Genomic DNA, 17,409 nt, shown 5'->3' with positions numbered 1-17,409 from the left:
CGCCCCGTGACGAGCAGCAGGCTGGAGACCCCCACACATCCCACCGGCGCACACCGGGCGCACCGCCGTGCGGCCCGTCCTTCGGCGCAGCGGTCGTCCGCACGGTACGAGCCGTATCTCGACGGCCTGTTCACCTACTGCCTCTCCGTGCTCTGCGATCACGAGGCGGCCACCGAGGCGCTCGGCTCGCTCCTGGCCATCGCCGAGCGGCAGGACGGCCGGTGCCCGGCGGCCGAGGAGGAACGTAAATCCTGGCTGTACGCCCTGGCCAGATGGACCTGCCTGCGGGCGCTCACCGAGCAGCGGCGGGGCCGCCAGGCACACCGGCGTACGCCGCCCGCCGCGCGCACCGCGCCCCGCGAGGGCGCCCGCGCGGCCCGTCGCCGGTCCGCCCACGGCGCACCGGAGGAGGCCGCCGCCCCCAACTGCCCCACGGAGTCCCCGGTGGCCGAGGCGCGCCGGCGTGAACTCGCGCAGCTGGCCTGGCCCGAGGCCGCGGGCACCACCCCCGAGCAGCGCGAGGCGCTGGAGCTCGCCGTGCGCCACGGGCTCACCCCGCGCGCCGTCGCCGCCGTCCTCGGCCTCGACCCCGGCAGCGCCCGGGAGCTCCTGGCGGGCGCGGCCTGCGAGGTGGAGCGCACCCGTGCCGCCCTCGCCGTCGTGGAGACGGGCGACTGCCCCTCCGTCGCGCGGCTCACCGGCGCCCATCAGGTGCTGCTCTCGGCGGCCCTGCGCCGGGAGCTCGTCCGGCACGTCGACGACTGTCCCCGCTGCCGCCGCGCCGCCGAGCGGGCCGGGGCGGCCGGCCCCTGGCCCGGCACGACGGTCACCCCGGCCGCCGCACTGCCGGTCGTCGAGGCGCCCCGCCCCTCGGTGCACGTCGCCCTGACCCACGCCCGGCGCTCCCGGTCCGGTGCGCCGCGCTTCGGCCGGACCGGTTTCCCGCTGGACCCCAAGGACCACGCCGCGCGCCGGGACCGGCTGCGCGCCCGGGTCGTGACCACGACGGTCGTCGCGACCGTCGTCGCCGCCCCGGTGATCGCCCTCTGGGTCGCCTACCGAGGTGCGCCGCTGACCGGCGAGGGCCGCGACCCATCGGTCACGGCGACGGACGTGGACGGCGAACCGAGCCCCGACGGCGATCCGTACGACCACTACGAGAACGCCGGGAACGCCCGCCCGGACGGGCACGACCGCTTCGCGGAGGACGCCGGTGGCCCGGACGTCTCGGCCGAGGTGATCAGCGTCGGCGCCGGCCCGGACGGGGCGGCCTCGCTCGCGGTCTCGGCCCGCTCCTCCGGCAGCCGTACGACGATCACCCTGACCGCGACCGGCGACGAAGCCGTCGTCTGGTCGGCCCGGGCGGACGCCCCGTGGCTGCGCCTCAGCCGTACGTCCGGCACGGTCGCACCGGGCCGCACCGTCAGCCTCCATGTGTTCGTGAACAGCGCGGCCGAGCCCCGGGGCCCCTGGAGCGCCCGTGTCCTGTTCGCCCCGTCGGGGTCCGCGGTCGCGATCACGGGCTACGGGGCCACGGCCCCACGCCCCGGGAGCCCCCGGCCGTCACCGGATCCGTCGTCGGGGACCCCGAGCCCCACCCCGTCCTCCCCGGCCCCGTCGGAGCCGGCCCCCGACCCCACGGTGCCCACCGATCCGCCGGACCCGACGCCCACGCCCACGGAGCCGCCCACCGACGGACCGGGCTCTCCCGGCCCCACCCCGTCACCGTCCGGCGGCTCCACAGCGCCCGACCCGACGGAGCCGGGCGAGCCCTCCGGGCCCGCCGGCTGACACGGACGGCGCCCCGGTACGCGGCGGAACGTTTGTGCGCCGCACGCCAGGACGCCGTCGAGGAGAGGAAAGCCGCCCCGGAGGGCCTGCCTCAGGCCGGATCGGCCGGATGCGGCGCCATCGGCAGCAGCGACGCCAGCCGCTGCTCGCAGAGCTCGACCAGCCGGTCGTAGGCCTCCTTGCCCATCAGCTCGGTGAGCTCGGGCCGGTACGACACATAGACCGGGTCACCGGCCCCGTGCGCGGACGTCGCCGAGGTGCACCACCAGTGCAGGTCGTGACCGCCCGGGCCCCAGCCCCGGCGGTCGTACTCCCCGATGGAGATCTGGAGCACGCGCGTGTCGTCGGGCCGTTCGATCCAGTCGTACGTACGGCGGACCGGCAGCTGCCAGCACACATCCGGCTTGGTCTCCAGCGGCTCCTTGCCCTCCTTGAGGGCCAGGATGTGCAGGGAACAGCCCATGCCGCCGGCGAACCCGGGGCGGTTCTGGAAGATGCAGGAGCCCTCCCAGCGCCGCGTCTGGCGCTCGCCGTCCTCGTCGACACCGACCCAGCCGGTCTCGGTGCCGACGTCGTGGAACTGCCACAACTCCGGTGTGAGCCGTGCCACGTGCCCGGCGACGCGCTTCTCGTCGTCCTCGTCGGAGAAGTGCGCGCCGAGCGTGCAGCAGCCGTCGTCCGCGCGGCCCGCCTGGATCCCCTGGCAGCCGCTGCCGAAGATGCAGGTCCACCTGGACGTCAGCCAGGTCAGGTCACAGCGGAAGACCTGCTCGTCGTCGGCGGGATCGGGGAATTCCACCCAGGCCCGCGCGAAGTCGATCCCCTTCTCGTCGGGCCCGTCCGGCCCGGTCGCGTCCGGCTGCCGCATCTCCTGCTTCGTCTGCCGCTGCTTCTTCGTGGCTTTGTCCGGCTTCGCCTTTTTCGTCTTTGGCACGTGCCCAGAGTAAGCCGCAGTAGCGTTCCCGTATGAGACTCGGAGTCCTCGACGTGGGGTCGAACACGGTGCATCTGCTGGTGGTCGACGCGCATCCCGGCGCCCGCCCGCTGCCCGCGCACTCGCACAAGGCGGAGTTGCGGCTCGCCGAACTCCTCGACGCGGAGGGGGCGATCGGCCCCGAGGGGGTCGACCGGCTCGTGACGACCGTGGCCGACGCCCTCCAGGCGGCCGAGGACAAGGGGTGCGAGGACGTGCTGGCGTTCGCCACCTCCGCCGTGCGTGAGGCGGGCAACGCGGACCAGGTGCTGGCCCGGGTGCGGGACGAGACCGGTGTCTCCCTCGCCGTCCTCAGCGGCGAGGAGGAGGCCCGGCTGACGTTCCTGGCGGCGCGCCGCTGGTTCGGCTGGTCCGCGGGCAAGCTGCTGGTCCTCGACATCGGCGGCGGCTCGCTGGAGGTCGGCTACGGGATGGACGAGGAGCCCGACGCCGCGGTCTCGTTGCCGTTCGGCGCCGGCCGGCTCACCGCCGCCTGGCTCCCGGGCGATCCACCGGACGCCACGGCCGTGCGCGCGCTGCGCCGCCATGTCCGCGCGGGCATCGCCCGTACGGTCGGGGAGTTCACCCGGCTGGGGCCGCCCGACCACGTCGTCGGGACCTCCAAGACCTTCCGGCAGCTCGCCAGGATCACGGGCGCCGCCCGGTCCGCCGAGGGGCTCTACGTGCAGCGCGTCCTCACCCGCAAGGCTCTGGAGGAGTGGGTGCCGAAGCTGTCGGCGATGACCGTCGAGCAGCGGGGAAATCTGCCCGGGGTGACCGAGGGGCGTGCCGCTCAGCTCCTGGCGGGCGCGCTCGTCGCCGAGGGTGCGATGGACCTGTTCGGGGTCGAGGAGCTGGAGATCTGCCCCTGGGCGCTGCGCGAGGGAGTCATCCTGCGCCGGCTCGACCACCTGCCGGCCGAGCAGGCCGCCCTGGCCTGATCCCGGCGGGCGCCCTCATGGGGCTCGTCACTTTCAGCCGGGCTCCCTCGGCCTCGCGTACAGCTGCCCGTACCCTGTTCCACGTGGCAGATCCAGTGGTGCGCATCCCGGATGCGAAGGTCGCCCTGTCGACAGCCTCCGTCTATCCGGAGTCGACGGCGACGGCCTTCGAGATCGCCGCGCGCCTGGGCTACGACGGTGTCGAGGTCATGGTGTGGACCGACCCCGTCAGCCAGGACATCGAGGCGCTGCAGCGGCTTTCGGACTATCACCAGGTGCCGATCCTGGCCGTGCACGCCCCCTGTCTCCTGATCACCCAGCGGGTCTGGTCCACCGACCCGTGGGTGAAGCTCCAGCGGGCCAGGGCGGCGGCGGAGAAGCTCGGTGCCTCGACGGTGGTCGTCCACCCGCCGTTCCGGTGGCAGCGGAACTACGCCCGGGACTTCGTCTCCGGTATCTGGCGCATGGCGGACGAGACCGACGTGCGCTTCGCGGTGGAGAACATGTACCCGTGGCGCTACCGGGACCGCGAGATGCTCGCGTACGCCCCCGCCTGGGACGTCAGCAACGACGACTACCGGCACTTCACCGTGGACCTCTCGCACACCTCGACCGCGCGGACCGACAGCCTGGCCATGGTCGACCGGATGGGCGACCGGCTCGCCCACGTCCACCTCGCCGACGGCAAGGGCTCCGGCAAGGACGAGCACCTCGTGCCCGGCCGGGGCGACCAGCCGTGCGCGGAGCTGCTGGAGCGGCTGGCCCGTACCGGCTTCGACGGCCATGTGGTCATCGAGGTCAACACCCGCCGTGCCATGTCCTCGGCCGAGCGTGAGGCCGATCTCGCGGAGGCGCTCGCCTTCACCCGGCTCCACCTGGCGTCGTCGGCGCGGACGCCCCGCCCGTGACCCCGGGCGCCGACGCCCCGTCGCCCCGGCGCCGGGGCCGCCCCTCCCGTACGGCGGGCGCCACCGGCCCCGACGCCAGGACCCGGATCCTGGAGGCGGCCCGCGAGGAGTTCGCCGAACGCGGGTACGACAAGACGTCGGTCCGGGGCATCGCCAGGGCGGCCGGCGTCGACGCGGCCCTGGTCCACCACTACTTCGGTACGAAGGACGAGGTCTTCGCCGCGGCCATCGAGCTCTCCTTCGAGCCCGCGCTCGTCATCCCCACGATCCTGGGCGGCCCCTCGGAGGACCTGGGGGAGCGGCTGGCCCGGTATTTCATCGGCGTATGGGAGAACCCCGTCTCCAGGGCACCGCTCCTGGCCATCCTCCGCTCCGCGCTCACGCACGAGGCGGCGGCGAAGGTGCTGCGCGGCTTCGTCCTGCGCCGCCTGCTGGAGCGGATCGCGGCGGAGCTGGACGTGCCCGACCCGACCTTCCGCGCCGAACTCGCGGCCTCGCACATGATCGGTATCGCGATCCTGCGCTACGTCATCCGGGCGGAGCCCCTGGCGTCCACGGACCCGGAGAAGATCATCGCGATGGTGGCGCCCACGCTCCAGCGGTATCTGTGCGACGGCTGACCCGGGTCCTGCCTGTGTGACGGCTGACCCCGGCTGACCCGGGTCCTGCCTGTGTGACGGCTGACCCCGGCTGACCCGGGTCCTGGCTGTGTGACGGCTGACCCCGGCTGACCCGGTCCTGCCTGTGTGACGGCTGTGCCGTTCGCATCACAACGATGTCGCGAGTCGGTACCGGCACCGGCCGTGGCCGGATCCGGATGGTTGGCTGTCCGGGATCACGCGGGCCGGACGTTTACACGGCGTGCACAACGGGCGGGGGAGACGATCATGAACGGGTCGATCAGAGGCGGGCACGGACAGGGCGGGCCGTCGGAGGACGGCAGGGGTGCCACCGTGTCGCGCAGACGGCTCCTGCGGCTGGCCGGCGCGGGGCTGGGCCTGGCGCTGGCCGGAGCGGTGACGACCGCGTGCGGGCCGGAGAAGACCGACGCCTCCGGCGGCAACACGGGGGGCCCGGCGCCCGGCGGGAGCGGCAAGGGCGGCGGGGACGCGTTCACGACCCCGCCCGCAGGCACCGCCCCGCGCGCCCTGTGGCAGGAGAGGACCGACGTGGGCACCCTCGGCAACCACGAGGTGCTCGCCGTCGTGGGCGACGTCGTGCTGGTCGCCGGCGACCCCCTGGTGGGCCGCGACCTCGCCACCGGCAAGAAGCTGTGGTCGCTGCCGGGCGCCGCCCAGCCGGGCGCGCGGCTGATCATGGGCGGGGACACGCTCTACCTGGCCAGCGGCGAGTACGACGGTGATCTCGTGGGACTCGACCCGGCCACGGGCAAGGAGACGTGGCGCAGCCACCTGGAGGGGCGGTACAACCAGCCCCGGCCCATCGGCGCCGACACCGAACGCGTGTACGTGATCGCGGGCATCCTGGAGAAGGACCTCAGCTCCCGGACCAATGTGATCGCCGCCATCGACGTCCGTACCGGCAAGGCCGTCTGGAGCGAGAAGCGGGACACGGGGACCGACGAGTCCGGGCTCACCTCCGCCGTGCTCGGCGGCCGCCTCGTCTACACCGACCTCCGCAAGAACCTGACCGTCCGCGACACCGCGACCGGGCGGCAGCTGTGGACGAAGAAGATCAGCAGGGCCAACTTCGAGAGGATCGCCGTCCACGACGGAGCGGTGGTCGTCTCGGACGGGCGGCACCTGCGCTCCTTCGGAGTGGACGACGGAGCCGAGCGCTGGGCGCTGGAGACCGAGGAGTTCGACACGTTCAACGGGCCGTCCATGCTCGAAGGGGTGATCTACGCCTCGGACAGCGCCCACGCCCTGTGGGCCGTCGACCCCGCGACCGGCAGGAAGCTGTGGCACAACGCCGACGACCTGCGCGAGGTATCGGTCCCGCTCCAGTTCGCCAGGGTGGGGGAGACCCTGTACGGGGCGACGGAGTTCGGCAAGGACGGTGGCGTCCAGGCGTACGGCGCCCGGGACGGCAAGCTCCGCTGGACCTTCGGCGACGACACGGGCACGGAGCAGTGGTACGTGGTCTCCGGCGGCAAGCGGCTGGCCGCGCTGCACGCCGAACGCCTGATGGCGCTCCCGGCGGTGTGACGCGGGGCGGGGCCGGCGGAAAGGCCTCGCCCGACCACCCGTTGGGCATCACATCCCGCATTCCGGACACGGTGTCCAGATCTTGGCACGGGAGGCGTACGCTCGGAGACAGTCTTTTCTGTCGAAGGAGCGAGAGACGATGCCCCAGCTGAGGTCCCGCACTGTCACCCACGGCCGCAACATGGCGGGCGCCCGCGCCCTTATGCGGGCGTCCGGCGTAGCCGGCGAGGACATCGGTAAGCCGATCGTCGCGGTCGCCAACTCCTTCACCGAGTTCGTCCCGGGCCACACCCACCTCGCCCCGGTCGGCCGGATCGTCTCCGAGGCGATCAAGGCCGCGGGCGCGGTGCCCCGCGAGTTCAACACGATCGCGGTGGACGACGGCATCGCGATGGGCCACGGCGGCATGCTCTACAGCCTGCCCTCCCGCGACCTCATCGCGGACAGCGTCGAGTACATGGTCGAGGCCCATTGCGCCGACGCCCTGATCTGCATCTCCAACTGCGACAAGATCACCCCCGGGATGCTGATGGCCGCGATGCGCCTCAACATCCCCACGGTGTTCGTCTCCGGCGGTCCGATGGAGGCCGGCAAGGCCACCCTCGTCGACGGCACGGTCCGCAAGCTGGACCTGGTCAACGCCATCAGCGACGCGGTCGACGAGAGCATCTCCGACGAGGACATCCTCCGCATCGAGGAGAACGCCTGCCCCACCTGCGGCAGCTGCTCCGGCATGTTCACGGCCAACTCGATGAACTGCCTGACCGAGGTCCTCGGACTCTCCCTCCCCGGCAACGGATCCGTCCTCGCCACGCACACCGCCCGCAAGGCGCTGTACGAGAACGCGGGCCGCACGGTCGTCGAGATCACCAAGCGCTACTACGAGCAGGACGACGAGACCGTCCTGCCGCGGGCCATCGGCACCCGCGCCGCGTTCGACAACGCCATGGCGCTCGACATCGCCATGGGCGGCTCGACCAACACGATCCTGCACCTGCTCGCCGCGGCCGAGGAGGCGCAGCTGGCGTACGACCTCGACGACATCAACGAGGTCTCGCGCCGCGTGCCCTGTCTCTCCAAGGTCGCACCCAACGTCGCCCCCGGCGGCACGTACTACATGGAGGACGTCCACCGGGCCGGCGGCATCCCCGCCCTCCTCGGTGAGCTCCACCGCGGCGGTCTGCTCAACGAGGACGTGCACTCCGTGCACTCCGACACGCTCGCCGAGTGGCTCAAGAACTGGGACGTCCGCGGCGGCTCGCCGTCCCCCGAGGCCGTCGAGCTGTGGCACGCGGCGCCGGGCTGTGTCCGTTCCGCCACCGCCTTCTCGCAGTCCGAGCGCTGGGACACCCTGGATCTGGACGCCGCGGGTGGCTGCATCCGTGACCTGGAGCACGCGTACTCCAAGGACGGCGGCCTGGCGGTCCTCAAGGGCAACCTCGCCGTGGACGGCTGCGTCGTGAAGACGGCGGGCGTCGACGAGTCGATCTGGACCTTCGAGGGACCGGCCGTCGTCTGCGAGTCGCAGGAGGACGCCGTCGACAAGATCCTCCGCAAGGAGATCGAGCACGGCGACGTCGTCGTCATCCGCTACGAGGGCCCGCGCGGCGGCCCCGGCATGCAGGAGATGCTCTACCCGACGTCCTTCCTCAAGGGCCGCGGCCTCGGCAAGACCTGCGCGCTCGTCACCGACGGTCGGTTCTCCGGCGGTACGTCGGGCCTGTCCATCGGCCACGCCTCGCCCGAGGCGGCGTCCGGCGGCACGATCGCACTGGTCGAGGACGGGGACCGGATCCGCATCGACATCCCGAACCGCTCGATCGAGCTGCTCGTCCCCGACGCCGAGCTCGCCACCCGCCGCGAGGCGCTGAACGGCGTGTACGCGCCGAAGAACCGTGACCGCAAGGTCTCGGCCGCCCTCCGCGCCTACGCGGCGATGGCCACGAGCGCCGACCGCGGCGCGGTCCGCGACGTCACGAAGCTCGGCTGACCCTCCCGGCCTCCCGGCCCCGTCCCTGGTCTCACCAGTGGGCGGGGTCGTCCGCGTCCACGGCGAAGACGGACCCGTCCGGCGCGGTGCCGATGACGCTCCGGCCCAGGACGACGGGGGCGGGCAGGGACGACGCGTGGCTGAGCTTCCCGCCCCGCAGCCGGGGGCGCGTCTGGCCGAGCAGCGTCCCGCTCTCCGTGTCGACGGCGAGCAGCCGTCCGTCCGCGGCGGAGAAGTAGAGCCGCCCGCCCGCTCCGACGACCGGTGCCGAGGTCGTGCTGACGGCCGTCTCCAGACGCCACCGCTCGGCCCGCCCGGCGCCCGGGCGGACGTCGACGGCCAGCAGTGTTCCGCCGCGCTCCAGGAGCAGGGCCGTGTCCCCGTCCACCACGGTCTCCGGTCCGTTCATCCGGAAGGGCAGCGCGACGCGGGTCGCGCTCCGCAGCACCGGGTCGTAGCGGACGAGCCCCGTGGTCTGCGCCTTCTCGTTCATCGAGGTGAGCAGGAGCGCCCCGTCCGACGTCCCGGCGGGGGTGAGCATCCCGTCCAGCCTGCGCTGCCAGGCGGTCTCGCCGGTCCTCGCCCCGATGGCCGTGACCAGGGTGGTGGACCCCTCCGGCGAGCTCTCGAAGGCGTAGGCGAGGCCGGTCCGCGGATCGTGGAACGCGTAACCCGGGCTCACATGTCCCGGGACGGTGCGCCGCCACCGGGACGCGCCGGTCGCCGCGTCGAGCGCCTGGAGCGTCCCGTCCTGGCGGACCGTCAGCAGGGTGTCTCCGGCCGGGAAGGGGGTGTCGAGGTACGCGGAGAGATCCTTGCGCCAGAGCTGAGTGCCCTCACCGGGTGAGTACGCGCGGACCTCTTCGCCCGCCACGACGGTCCAGGCCACGTTCCCGGACACCGCGCCCTCGGGGCTCGGGCCTCCGGATCCCTTCGACGCCGTGTCCCGGTGCGACCAGACCGGCCGGCCGTCCGACGGATCCAGCCGGACCGTGCCGTAACCGGCGGAGACGCAGTACAGCTCCGCGGCCGGCCCCGCGGCGCACGACGGTGTCGAGCCGTCCCGCGACATCAGCGGTGTCCGCCACGGTACGAAGGCCGCCGCGCCCCCCTTCTTCGCGCCGGTCCCCGCCTCCGGCGCCCCGGAGCCGGCCCCGGCTCCGGCCGCCCAGAGGCCTCCGGCCACCAGCAGCGCCGCCGCGGCGACGGCCGCGATGCCGTACCGCTTGCGTCGGCCCTTCACCGGCCCCGCGCCGGACGGCAGCCCGTCCGCCGCCCGTACATGCGTCGTGCCCTCGTCCGCCTCCACCGACTCGGCGGCCACCGGCTTGCGCTGTACGGGTATGAAGGCGGCCGCCTCGTACGACGGAGGGTGCAGCGCGGCCATGATCTCGTCCGGGGTGGGGCGCTCGCCGGGGTCCTTGGCGAGGCAACGCCCCACCAGCGGCGCGAGGTCCGCCGGCACCCCGGCCAGGTCGGCCTCGTCGTGCACCACCTGGTAGGCCACGAGGTACGGGCTGTCCGAGTCGAAGGGCCCCCGGCCCGTCGCCGCGTGGACCAGGACCGCCCCCAGCGCGAACACGTCCGCCGCCGGACCGACCTCGCGGGGCCGCTGGAACTGCTCGGGCGCCATGTACGGCGGCGAGCCGATCAGCTTGCCCGTCTCCGTGCGGAGATCACTGTCGTACGGCCGGGAGATGCCGAAGTCGATGACCTTGGGCCCGGAGTCGGGCAGCAGCACATTGCTCGGCTTGAGATCCCGGTGGATGACACCGGCACGGTGGATGTCGCGCAGTGCCTCGGCGAGCCCGGCCGTGAGCCTGCGCAGTTCGGCGGGGCTCATCGGCCCGTTCCGCTTCACCTGCGCGGCGAGCGTCGGGCCGGGGACGTACAGGGTGGCCATCCAGGGCAGCGCCGCCCCCGGATCGGCATCCACCACCGGCGCGGTGAACGCGCCGCTGACCCGCCGGGCGGCCGCGACCTCCTGCCGGAAACGCGCCCTGAACTCCGGGTCCGCGGCGTGCTGGCGGTGCACCACCTTCACCGCGAGCTGTAGCCCGGAGGGAGAGCGCGCCAGGTGTACGACACCCATGCCGCCCGCTCCGAGACGTGCTTCGAGCCGGTACTGCCCGGCGTACTCAGGATGCTCCGCTTCCGGATGTGATCCGGCCCCTCGCAGCGGCGGCATCGCCCACCCCCGTGTGTTCGTGCGCAAGCGCGACGCACGGAGCCTAGTCGATGGTGCGTGCGAAGAGCGTGGGGCTTGTTAGCCTGCGCGTCGCACGCATCGCTTTCAACGGGGGAGGCCCTCATGGGTGTTGAAGAGAACGCCGTCATCACAGCCACCACGGACGAGTCGGACGCCGCGGGGGAGGTGACGACGCTCGCCGCGGACACCGTCGTCTACCCGATCGCTCCCGGCTACCGCGTCAACGTCCGCAGGGGTCCCGGGACCCAGTACGGGATCGTCCGGACGCTGCCGTACGGGATGAGCGTCCCGGTGTACTGCCAGAAGCCCGGGGAGAGGGTGTCCGGTCCGTACGGCACGTCGAACCTCTGGGACAACATCGCCAACGGGCAGTTCGTGTCGGACGCCTACGTCAAGACAGGCAGTGACGGCTACATCGCTCCGCGCTGCGACTGACGGAAGAGACGCGCGGCCGGGGATAATCGATTCCGTGAGCGAGAACAGCGAAGCCCCCGGAACGCCCTCGGCCGCGCCTTCGGGCTCCACCGCACCAGGGCCGCAGCCCGAACCCCTCCGCTTCTTCGGCACGACCTGGGTCGGCCACGACGGGGGGTACGGACTGCGGCGCGTGGGCGCCACCCTCGGCTCGCTCGTCGCGGCCGTGGCCGGGTGCTTCGTCCTGCGCTTCGCCTACCAGGGCCTGGAGATCGCCGAGGTCGGCGGCCTCGTCGGCATGCTCGTCGTCCTGATGTTCGCGGTCTGCAGCGCCATCGCCTTCCGCAAGACCTGGGAGGGCTTCACCCGCCGCCCCGCCGACCCGTCCCACGAGGACAGGCTGCGCGGCCTCAAGGCGATCGGCTTCATCGGCTCGCTGCTCGCCTACTTCATCCGCTCCTTCAAGGAGGCACCGGGCGAGAAGCTGCGGCGCACGGAGTACGAGACGGCGCTCGCCCGGTACGCGAAGCGCCGCTCCTCGCGGACCGGCAACCCGGCGGCCCGCAAGAGCGCCAAGGGTGCCAAGGGAAAGCGCTCCGGACGCGGGTAGCCGACGCGTTCCACGCCCGCGTGCGCCGGAGCGTGTGCACGATGAACGCATGACCGCATCCACGCCCCGCGCCCTCTCCTTCGACAGCGCCGCCGCCCGGTACGCCGCCGCGCGCCCCGGCTATCCGCCCGTGCTCCTGGACACGGTCGAGGAGCTGGCCGGCCGCCCCCTCAAGGGCGCCCGCACCGTCGACGTCGGTGCGGGTACGGGCATCGCCACCCGCTTGCTGCACGCCCGGGGTGCCCTGGTCACCGCCGTCGAGCCGGGCCCCGGCATGGCGGGAGAGCTGCGCCGGTCGCTGCCGTCGGTCCCCGTGGTCCGGGGCGACGGCAACCGCCTCCCCCTCGCCACCGCGTCGGCCGACCTGGTCACCTACGCACAGTCCTGGCACTGGACCGATCCGGCCCTGTCCCTGCCCGAAGCGCTCCGTGTACTGCGTCCCGGGGGCGCGCTGGCGCTCTGGTGGAACGTCGCCGACGCATCCGTCCGCTGGATCGCCGACCAGGACACCCGGCTGCGCCGTCACTTCGGCACGGACGACAGCGCCCACGGCACCCCGGGCGGGGCCGGCTCACGAAACCTCGGGCAGCTGTCCGGCGGCGAGTTCACGCAGCGGCTGCTGTCGTGGTCCCGGACCGTGCCGGTCGACCTGCATCTCGCCAACCTCGCCAGCCACTCCGCGTTCCTCGTGCGCGGCGCGGCCGGAGAGGCGTCCACCCGCCGGTTCCTGGACGAGGAGCGCGGGCACCTGGCCGCCGTGTTCCCCGACGGTGCGGTCGAGGAGCGTTACGTGGTGGAAGTCGCCCTGCTGATCCGCTGACAGCCCGGTCCGGGCGCGCCGCCTCCCTTGACGCGGCGCCTTCGGCGGGATCAATATTCATCACATGATGAATTCCCTGCGTACCTCGGACGCGGGGGCCGTCGAGGCACGCGCCCTCACCGTCGTACGAGGAGACCGCACCGTCCTGCACGGCCTCGACTTCACCGTCGAGCCGGGCAGGATCACCGGCCTCCTCGGCCCGTCCGGCTGCGGCAAGTCCACGCTCATGCGGGCCCTCGTCGGCACCCAGGGCAAGGTCACGGGCACGCTCGACGTCCTGGGCCGCCCCGCCGGCCACGCCTCCCTGCGGGCCCGCGTCGGCTACGTCACCCAGGCCCCGTCGGTCTACAGGGACCTCACCGTGCGGCAGAACCTGGACTACTTCGCGGCCGTGCTCCAGCCGGGCCGCGCCCACCGGACCGACCGCGCGGAAGCCGTCACCCGCGCCGTCGGCGACGTCGACCTCACCAGCCACGCCGACGCACTCGCCGGCACCCTCTCCGGGGGCCAGCTCAGCCGCGTCTCCCTGGCCGTCGCCCTGCTCGGCACCCCCGAACTCCTGGTCCTCGACGAGCCGACCGTCGGCCTCGACCCCGTACTGCGCCGTGATCTGTGGGACCTCTTCCACTCCCTCGCCGCCGACCGCGGCACCACGATCCTCGTCTCCTCCCACGTCATGGACGAGGCCGAACGCTGCCACCGCCTCCTGCTCATGCGCGAAGGCGCGATCCTCGCCGACGACACCCCCGACGCCCTCCGCACCCGTACCGGCTCCGCCACCGTCGAAGACGCCTTTCTCCACCTCGTGGACGAGGCCGCCGCGGACGAGGCCGCCGCCCGCCAGGAGACGACCCGATGAGCACGGACGCCCCCGCACTCTCCCCGGCCCGCACCCTCGCCACCGCAGGACGCGTCCTGCGCCAGCTCGGCCACGACCCCCGCACCATCGCGCTCCTGCTGATCGTCCCGGTCCTGATGATCACGCTGCTCCGCTACGTCTTCGACGCGGACGCGGAGACCTTCGACGCCATCGGCGCCTCGCTGCTCGGCATCTTCCCGCTGATCACGATGTTCCTGGTGACCTCGATCGCCACCCTCCGCGAACGCACCTCCGGCACCCTCGAACGCCTCCTCGCCATGCCCCTCGGCAAGGGCGACCTGATCGCCGGATACGCGCTGGCCTTCGGGACCGTCGCCGTCGCCCAGTCGCTCCTGGCCACCGCGATGTCCGTCTGGGTCCTGGGCCTGGACGTCGTCGGGTCCCCCTGGCTGCTGCTCCTGGTCGCCCTGCTCGACGCACTCCTCGGCACGGCGCTCGGCCTCTTCGTCTCGGCCTTCGCCGCCTCGGAGTTCCAGGCGGTCCAGTTCATGCCCGCCGTGATCTTCCCGCAACTGCTGCTGTGCGGCCTGTTCACACCGCGGGACCGGATGCACCCCGCCCTCGAGGCCGTCTCCGACGTCCTGCCGATGTCGTACGCCGTCGACGGGATGAACCAGGTCCTCACCCACACCGGCATCACCGCCGACTTCTACCGCGACATCCTGATCGTCGCCGGCTGCGCCCTGCTCGTCCTCTGCCTCGGCGCCGCCACCCTCCGCCGCCGCACCGTCTGACGGCGCGGTGCGAGGATGGCGGCCAACGACGAGCACCGCGTACCGCGCGCCGCCACCCGGAGGATGAACCGCATGACCCAGACAGTCGCAGTCCTCGGTACAGGAAAGATCGGCGAGGCCCTGCTCAGCGGCATGATCCGGGCCGGCTGGAAAGCCCGCGACCTGCTGGTGACCACCCGCACCACCGAGCGCGCCGAGAAGCTCCGCGCCCGTTACGGCGTCGAGCCCGTCACCAACGCCGAGGCCGCCAAGAACGCCGACATCCTCATCCTCGCGGTCAAGCCCCAGGACATGGGCAGGCTCCTCGACGAGCTCGCCCCGCACGTCACCGCCGACCGGCTCGTCATCAGCGCCGCCGCGGGCATCACGACCGGTTTCATCGAGGACAGCCTCGCCGCCGGCACCCCGGTCGTACGCGTCATGCCGAACACCCCCGTCCTGGTCGACGAGGGCATGTCCGTCATCTCCGCCGGCAGCCACGCCACCGCCGAGCACCTCGACCACGCCGAGGCGATCTTCGGGGGCGTCGGCAAGACGCTCCGGGTCCCGGAGTCCCAGCAGGACGCGGCCACCGCGCTCTCGGGATCGGGACCCGCGTACTTCTACTTCCTCGTCGAGGCGATGACCGACGCCGGCATCCTGCTCGGCCTGCCCCGCGCCCAGGCCCACGATCTGATCGTCCAGGCCGCCATCGGCGCGGCGGTCATGCTCCGGGACAGCGGCGAACACCCGGTCAAGCTCCGCGAGGCCGTCACCAGCCCGGCCGGCACGACCATCAGCGCCATCCGCGAACTGGAGAACCACGGCGTACGCGCCGCCCTCATCGCCGCGCTCGAAGCGGCCCGTGACCGGAGCCGGGAGCTGGCGACGGGCAACGGCTGACCTGCCGGGCCGGCACCCTGCCGGCCCACCGCCCTGCCGGGCTTTGTCCGACCGGCTACTTCACCGCGGCCACCAGCTCCTCGCTGCGCACCACCCTCGCGAACCCACCGCCGTGCAGCGTCACGGCGGTGGCCCGCGACAGCTCCCGCGCACTCAGCCGCCAGCCCCACGGCCCCACCGCGTCGAAGGTGTACGTCGCGTCGAGCGCGAAGAACACCTCGTAGCCGAGATTGCCGCCCATGCGTGCCGTCGTCTCCGCACACATATTCGTCTGGATCCCCGCCACCACGATCTGGCGGACCCCGGTCTCCCGCAGCCAGACATCGAGATCGGGAGTTCCGTAGAAGGCGGAGTTCACCGACTTCGTCAGGAACAACTCCGGCCCCAGGCCCTTTCCGCGCCGCTCCTCGACGTACTCCTTGAACGCGTTCCCCGAGTACCCGTCCCGCAGTGGCGAGTCGTGCTTGGGCGAGTCGTGGCGCACGAAGACGACGGGCCGGCCGGTCGCCTGCCAGGCATCGATCAGCCCGGCGATGTTCCGATCCGCCTCGGGGTTGTCACGCGGCCCCCAGTACTCCTCCTCCTCGAACCCCTGCTGCACATCGACGACCACCAGCGCTGCGTTCTCCGCGATCTCCATACACCCCACTCTCCTCCCGGCGGCGGCCCGCTCACAGGAGCGGGAAAGCCATCGATCGATGGTTTACTGCCACGATGACCGCCTCACCGGACCGCCCCCACCGCGTCGCCCTGGTCGCCTTTCCCGGTGTCCGCGCCTTCGACGTATCCGTCATCACGGAGGTCTGGGGGGTGGATCGCACCGACCGCGGTGTGCCCGCCTTCGAGCTGCGGCGTGTGGCGAGCGACCCGGCGCCCGTCCGGCTCCGGGGAGGGCTGTCCCTCACGCCCGACCGCACTCTCGCCTGGCTGGCGCGCGCGGACCTGATCGTGATCCCCGGACTCGACGACCACGTGACGCCCGCACCCGAGCCGGTGCTCGACGCCCTGCGGCGCGCCCACATCCGGGGCACCCCCCTCGCGGCGCTCTGCGGCGGAGCCTTCACGCTCGCTCAGGCCGGGCTCCTGGACGGCCGGAGGGCCATCACCCATTGGAACCTCACCGAACTGCTGAAGGCGGAGCATCCCCGGGTGACCGTGATGCGGGACGCGCTCTTCCTCCACCAGGACAACATCTGGACCTCGGCAGGCACGGCCGCCGGGATCGACCTCTGCCTGCACCTGGTGCGTACGACCCATGGGGCCGAGGCGGCTGCGACGATCGCGCGTTCGATGGTCACGGCTCCTTTCCGCACAGGAACCCAGGCGCAGTTCATCGAGCACCCGACGCCCCGCGCGGACCGTGACGCGGACGCACTCGCGGAGGCCCGTGCCCACGCGCTGGCCCATCTGGCGGAACCGCACACGGTGACCGCGCTCGCCGCCCGGGCCGGCATGTCCGCGCGGACCTTCGCCCGCCACTTCCAGGCCACCACCGGTACGACGCCGATGCGCTGGCTGATCGCCCAGCGCATCGCCGCAGCCCAGAAGCTGTTGGAACGGACCGACCTGCCGGTCCCGGAGGTGGCCCGCCGCGCGGGCTTCGGCAGCGAGATCACGATGCGCCAGCACTTCGCGACGCACCTGGCCACCAGCCCCCGCGACTACAGGCTGGCGTTCCATCACAGAGGCGGGCAGGACGAGGGTTGACACGCCCCGCCCCGATCCGTAGTGTGCTCCGAGTTGTCCGACGTGAGCGCCGACCCCGGTCGGTCCCCGGACAGCCATTCCGCAGTAACCACTCGAAACGAACGACGTCTGTCGTGCGTTTTTGCGTGCACACGTGCGAAATGAGGAATCAGCGTTCGAAGGTGGCCCGATTAGCGTCGGGGCCGGGGATTCCGCTAAAGTCTCACTCGTCGGAACGGCCCAAGGGCCGGGAAGACAAGCCCCGCTGACTGGGAATCAGGCCCGAAAGGATCTGATAGAGTCGGACTCGCCGGAAAGGGAAACGCGAAAGCGAAGAACTGGAAAGCGATTGAGCAGGAACCCGCTTCGGCCGGGAATCGGACACGAAAGAGTCTGATAGAGT

At 72.6% G+C, this 17,409-nt stretch carries 16 protein-coding genes; 13 read left to right on the top strand and 3 right to left on the bottom strand.

Annotation, left to right across the window (positions count from 1 at the left end):
• Positions 1-6 precede the first annotated feature (6 nt).
• Positions 7-1,791 carry a hypothetical protein gene (locus ACIP63_RS36480; protein WP_401524853.1) on the top strand — a complete coding sequence of 595 codons (1,785 nt, stop codon included), beginning with the start codon at positions 7-9 and terminating at the stop codon, positions 1,789-1,791.
• Between the two features lie 91 nt (positions 1,792-1,882).
• Here ACIP63_RS36480 and ACIP63_RS36475 read toward each other — a convergent pair whose 3' ends face one another.
• Complete coding sequence (locus tag ACIP63_RS36475) at positions 1,883-2,725, bottom strand: hypothetical protein (RefSeq protein WP_401524850.1); 843 nt, start codon at positions 2,723-2,725, stop codon at positions 1,883-1,885.
• Positions 2,726-2,757: 32 nt separating this feature from the next.
• Here ACIP63_RS36475 and ACIP63_RS36470 point away from each other — a divergent pair, with 32 nt between their 5' ends.
• The 5 genes from ACIP63_RS36470 to ilvD all read left to right on the top strand — a co-directional run bounded on the left by ACIP63_RS36470 (position 2,758) and on the right by ilvD (position 8,771).
• Positions 2,758-3,705, top strand: a complete 948-nt coding sequence (locus ACIP63_RS36470) for a Ppx/GppA family phosphatase (RefSeq protein WP_401524848.1) — start codon at positions 2,758-2,760, stop codon at positions 3,703-3,705.
• Between the two features lie 95 nt (positions 3,706-3,800).
• Positions 3,801-4,613: a sugar phosphate isomerase/epimerase gene (locus tag ACIP63_RS36465; RefSeq protein WP_187355968.1), complete on the top strand. Its 813-nt coding sequence runs from the start codon at positions 3,801-3,803 to the stop codon at positions 4,611-4,613.
• Positions 4,610-5,233 (top strand): TetR family transcriptional regulator, encoded by a 624-nt coding sequence (locus ACIP63_RS36460; protein WP_401524846.1) that lies wholly within the window; start codon positions 4,610-4,612, stop codon positions 5,231-5,233. Before ACIP63_RS36465 ends, ACIP63_RS36460 begins: the two co-directional genes overlap by 4 nt.
• Before the next feature lie 267 nt (positions 5,234-5,500).
• A complete protein-coding gene (locus ACIP63_RS36455; protein ID WP_401524843.1) occupies positions 5,501-6,781 on the top strand; it encodes a PQQ-binding-like beta-propeller repeat protein in 1,281 nt (426 codons plus the stop codon).
• Positions 6,782-6,920: 139 nt separating this feature from the next.
• On the top strand, positions 6,921-8,771 hold the full coding sequence (gene ilvD, locus ACIP63_RS36450) for a dihydroxy-acid dehydratase (protein WP_401524840.1): 1,851 nt from the start codon (positions 6,921-6,923) through the stop codon (positions 8,769-8,771).
• 31 nt (positions 8,772-8,802) lie between these two features.
• Here ilvD and ACIP63_RS36445 read toward each other — a convergent pair whose 3' ends face one another.
• Positions 8,803-10,959 carry a PQQ-binding-like beta-propeller repeat protein gene (locus ACIP63_RS36445; protein WP_401525004.1) on the bottom strand — a complete coding sequence of 719 codons (2,157 nt, stop codon included), beginning with the start codon at positions 10,957-10,959 and terminating at the stop codon, positions 8,803-8,805.
• Between the two features lie 123 nt (positions 10,960-11,082).
• Between ACIP63_RS36445 and ACIP63_RS36440 the strand changes: the two genes are divergently transcribed.
• The 6 genes from ACIP63_RS36440 to proC all read left to right on the top strand — a co-directional run bounded on the left by ACIP63_RS36440 (position 11,083) and on the right by proC (position 15,320).
• Entirely contained in the window at positions 11,083-11,415 is a 333-nt protein-coding gene (locus ACIP63_RS36440) for an SH3 domain-containing protein (protein ID WP_401524837.1), read from the top strand.
• A gap of 34 nt (positions 11,416-11,449) precedes the next feature.
• Positions 11,450-12,004: a hypothetical protein gene (locus tag ACIP63_RS36435; protein ID WP_401524836.1), complete on the top strand. Its 555-nt coding sequence runs from the start codon at positions 11,450-11,452 to the stop codon at positions 12,002-12,004.
• Between the two features lie 49 nt (positions 12,005-12,053).
• Entirely contained in the window at positions 12,054-12,824 is a 771-nt protein-coding gene (locus ACIP63_RS36430) for a class I SAM-dependent methyltransferase (RefSeq protein WP_401524833.1), read from the top strand.
• A 64-nt stretch (positions 12,825-12,888) separates the two neighbouring features.
• Positions 12,889-13,683, top strand: coding sequence for an ABC transporter ATP-binding protein (locus ACIP63_RS36425; RefSeq protein ID WP_401524830.1), 795 nt, complete (start codon positions 12,889-12,891; stop codon positions 13,681-13,683).
• On the top strand, positions 13,680-14,438 hold the full coding sequence (locus ACIP63_RS36420; RefSeq protein WP_401524827.1) for an ABC transporter permease: 759 nt from the start codon (positions 13,680-13,682) through the stop codon (positions 14,436-14,438). Before ACIP63_RS36425 ends, ACIP63_RS36420 begins: the two co-directional genes overlap by 4 nt.
• Positions 14,439-14,501: 63 nt before the next feature.
• Complete coding sequence (gene proC / locus ACIP63_RS36415; protein ID WP_393756490.1) at positions 14,502-15,320, top strand: pyrroline-5-carboxylate reductase; 819 nt, start codon at positions 14,502-14,504, stop codon at positions 15,318-15,320.
• Between the two features lie 55 nt (positions 15,321-15,375).
• On the opposite strand, the gene ACIP63_RS36410 is transcribed toward proC, so the two are convergent.
• A complete protein-coding gene (locus ACIP63_RS36410) occupies positions 15,376-15,960 on the bottom strand; it encodes a cysteine hydrolase family protein (RefSeq protein ID WP_401524824.1) in 585 nt (194 codons plus the stop codon).
• Between the two features lie 74 nt (positions 15,961-16,034).
• Here ACIP63_RS36410 and ACIP63_RS36405 point away from each other — a divergent pair, with 74 nt between their 5' ends.
• On the top strand, positions 16,035-17,027 hold the full coding sequence (locus ACIP63_RS36405) for a GlxA family transcriptional regulator (RefSeq protein ID WP_401524821.1): 993 nt from the start codon (positions 16,035-16,037) through the stop codon (positions 17,025-17,027).
• Positions 17,028-17,409: the final 382 nt, after the last annotated feature.

Origin of the sequence: Streptomyces sp. NPDC088746 (assembly GCF_044751065.1) — a bacterium.
GTDB lineage: Bacteria > Actinomycetota > Actinomycetes > Streptomycetales > Streptomycetaceae > Streptomyces.
This window is presented reverse-complemented; position numbering and strand designations above follow the sequence as displayed.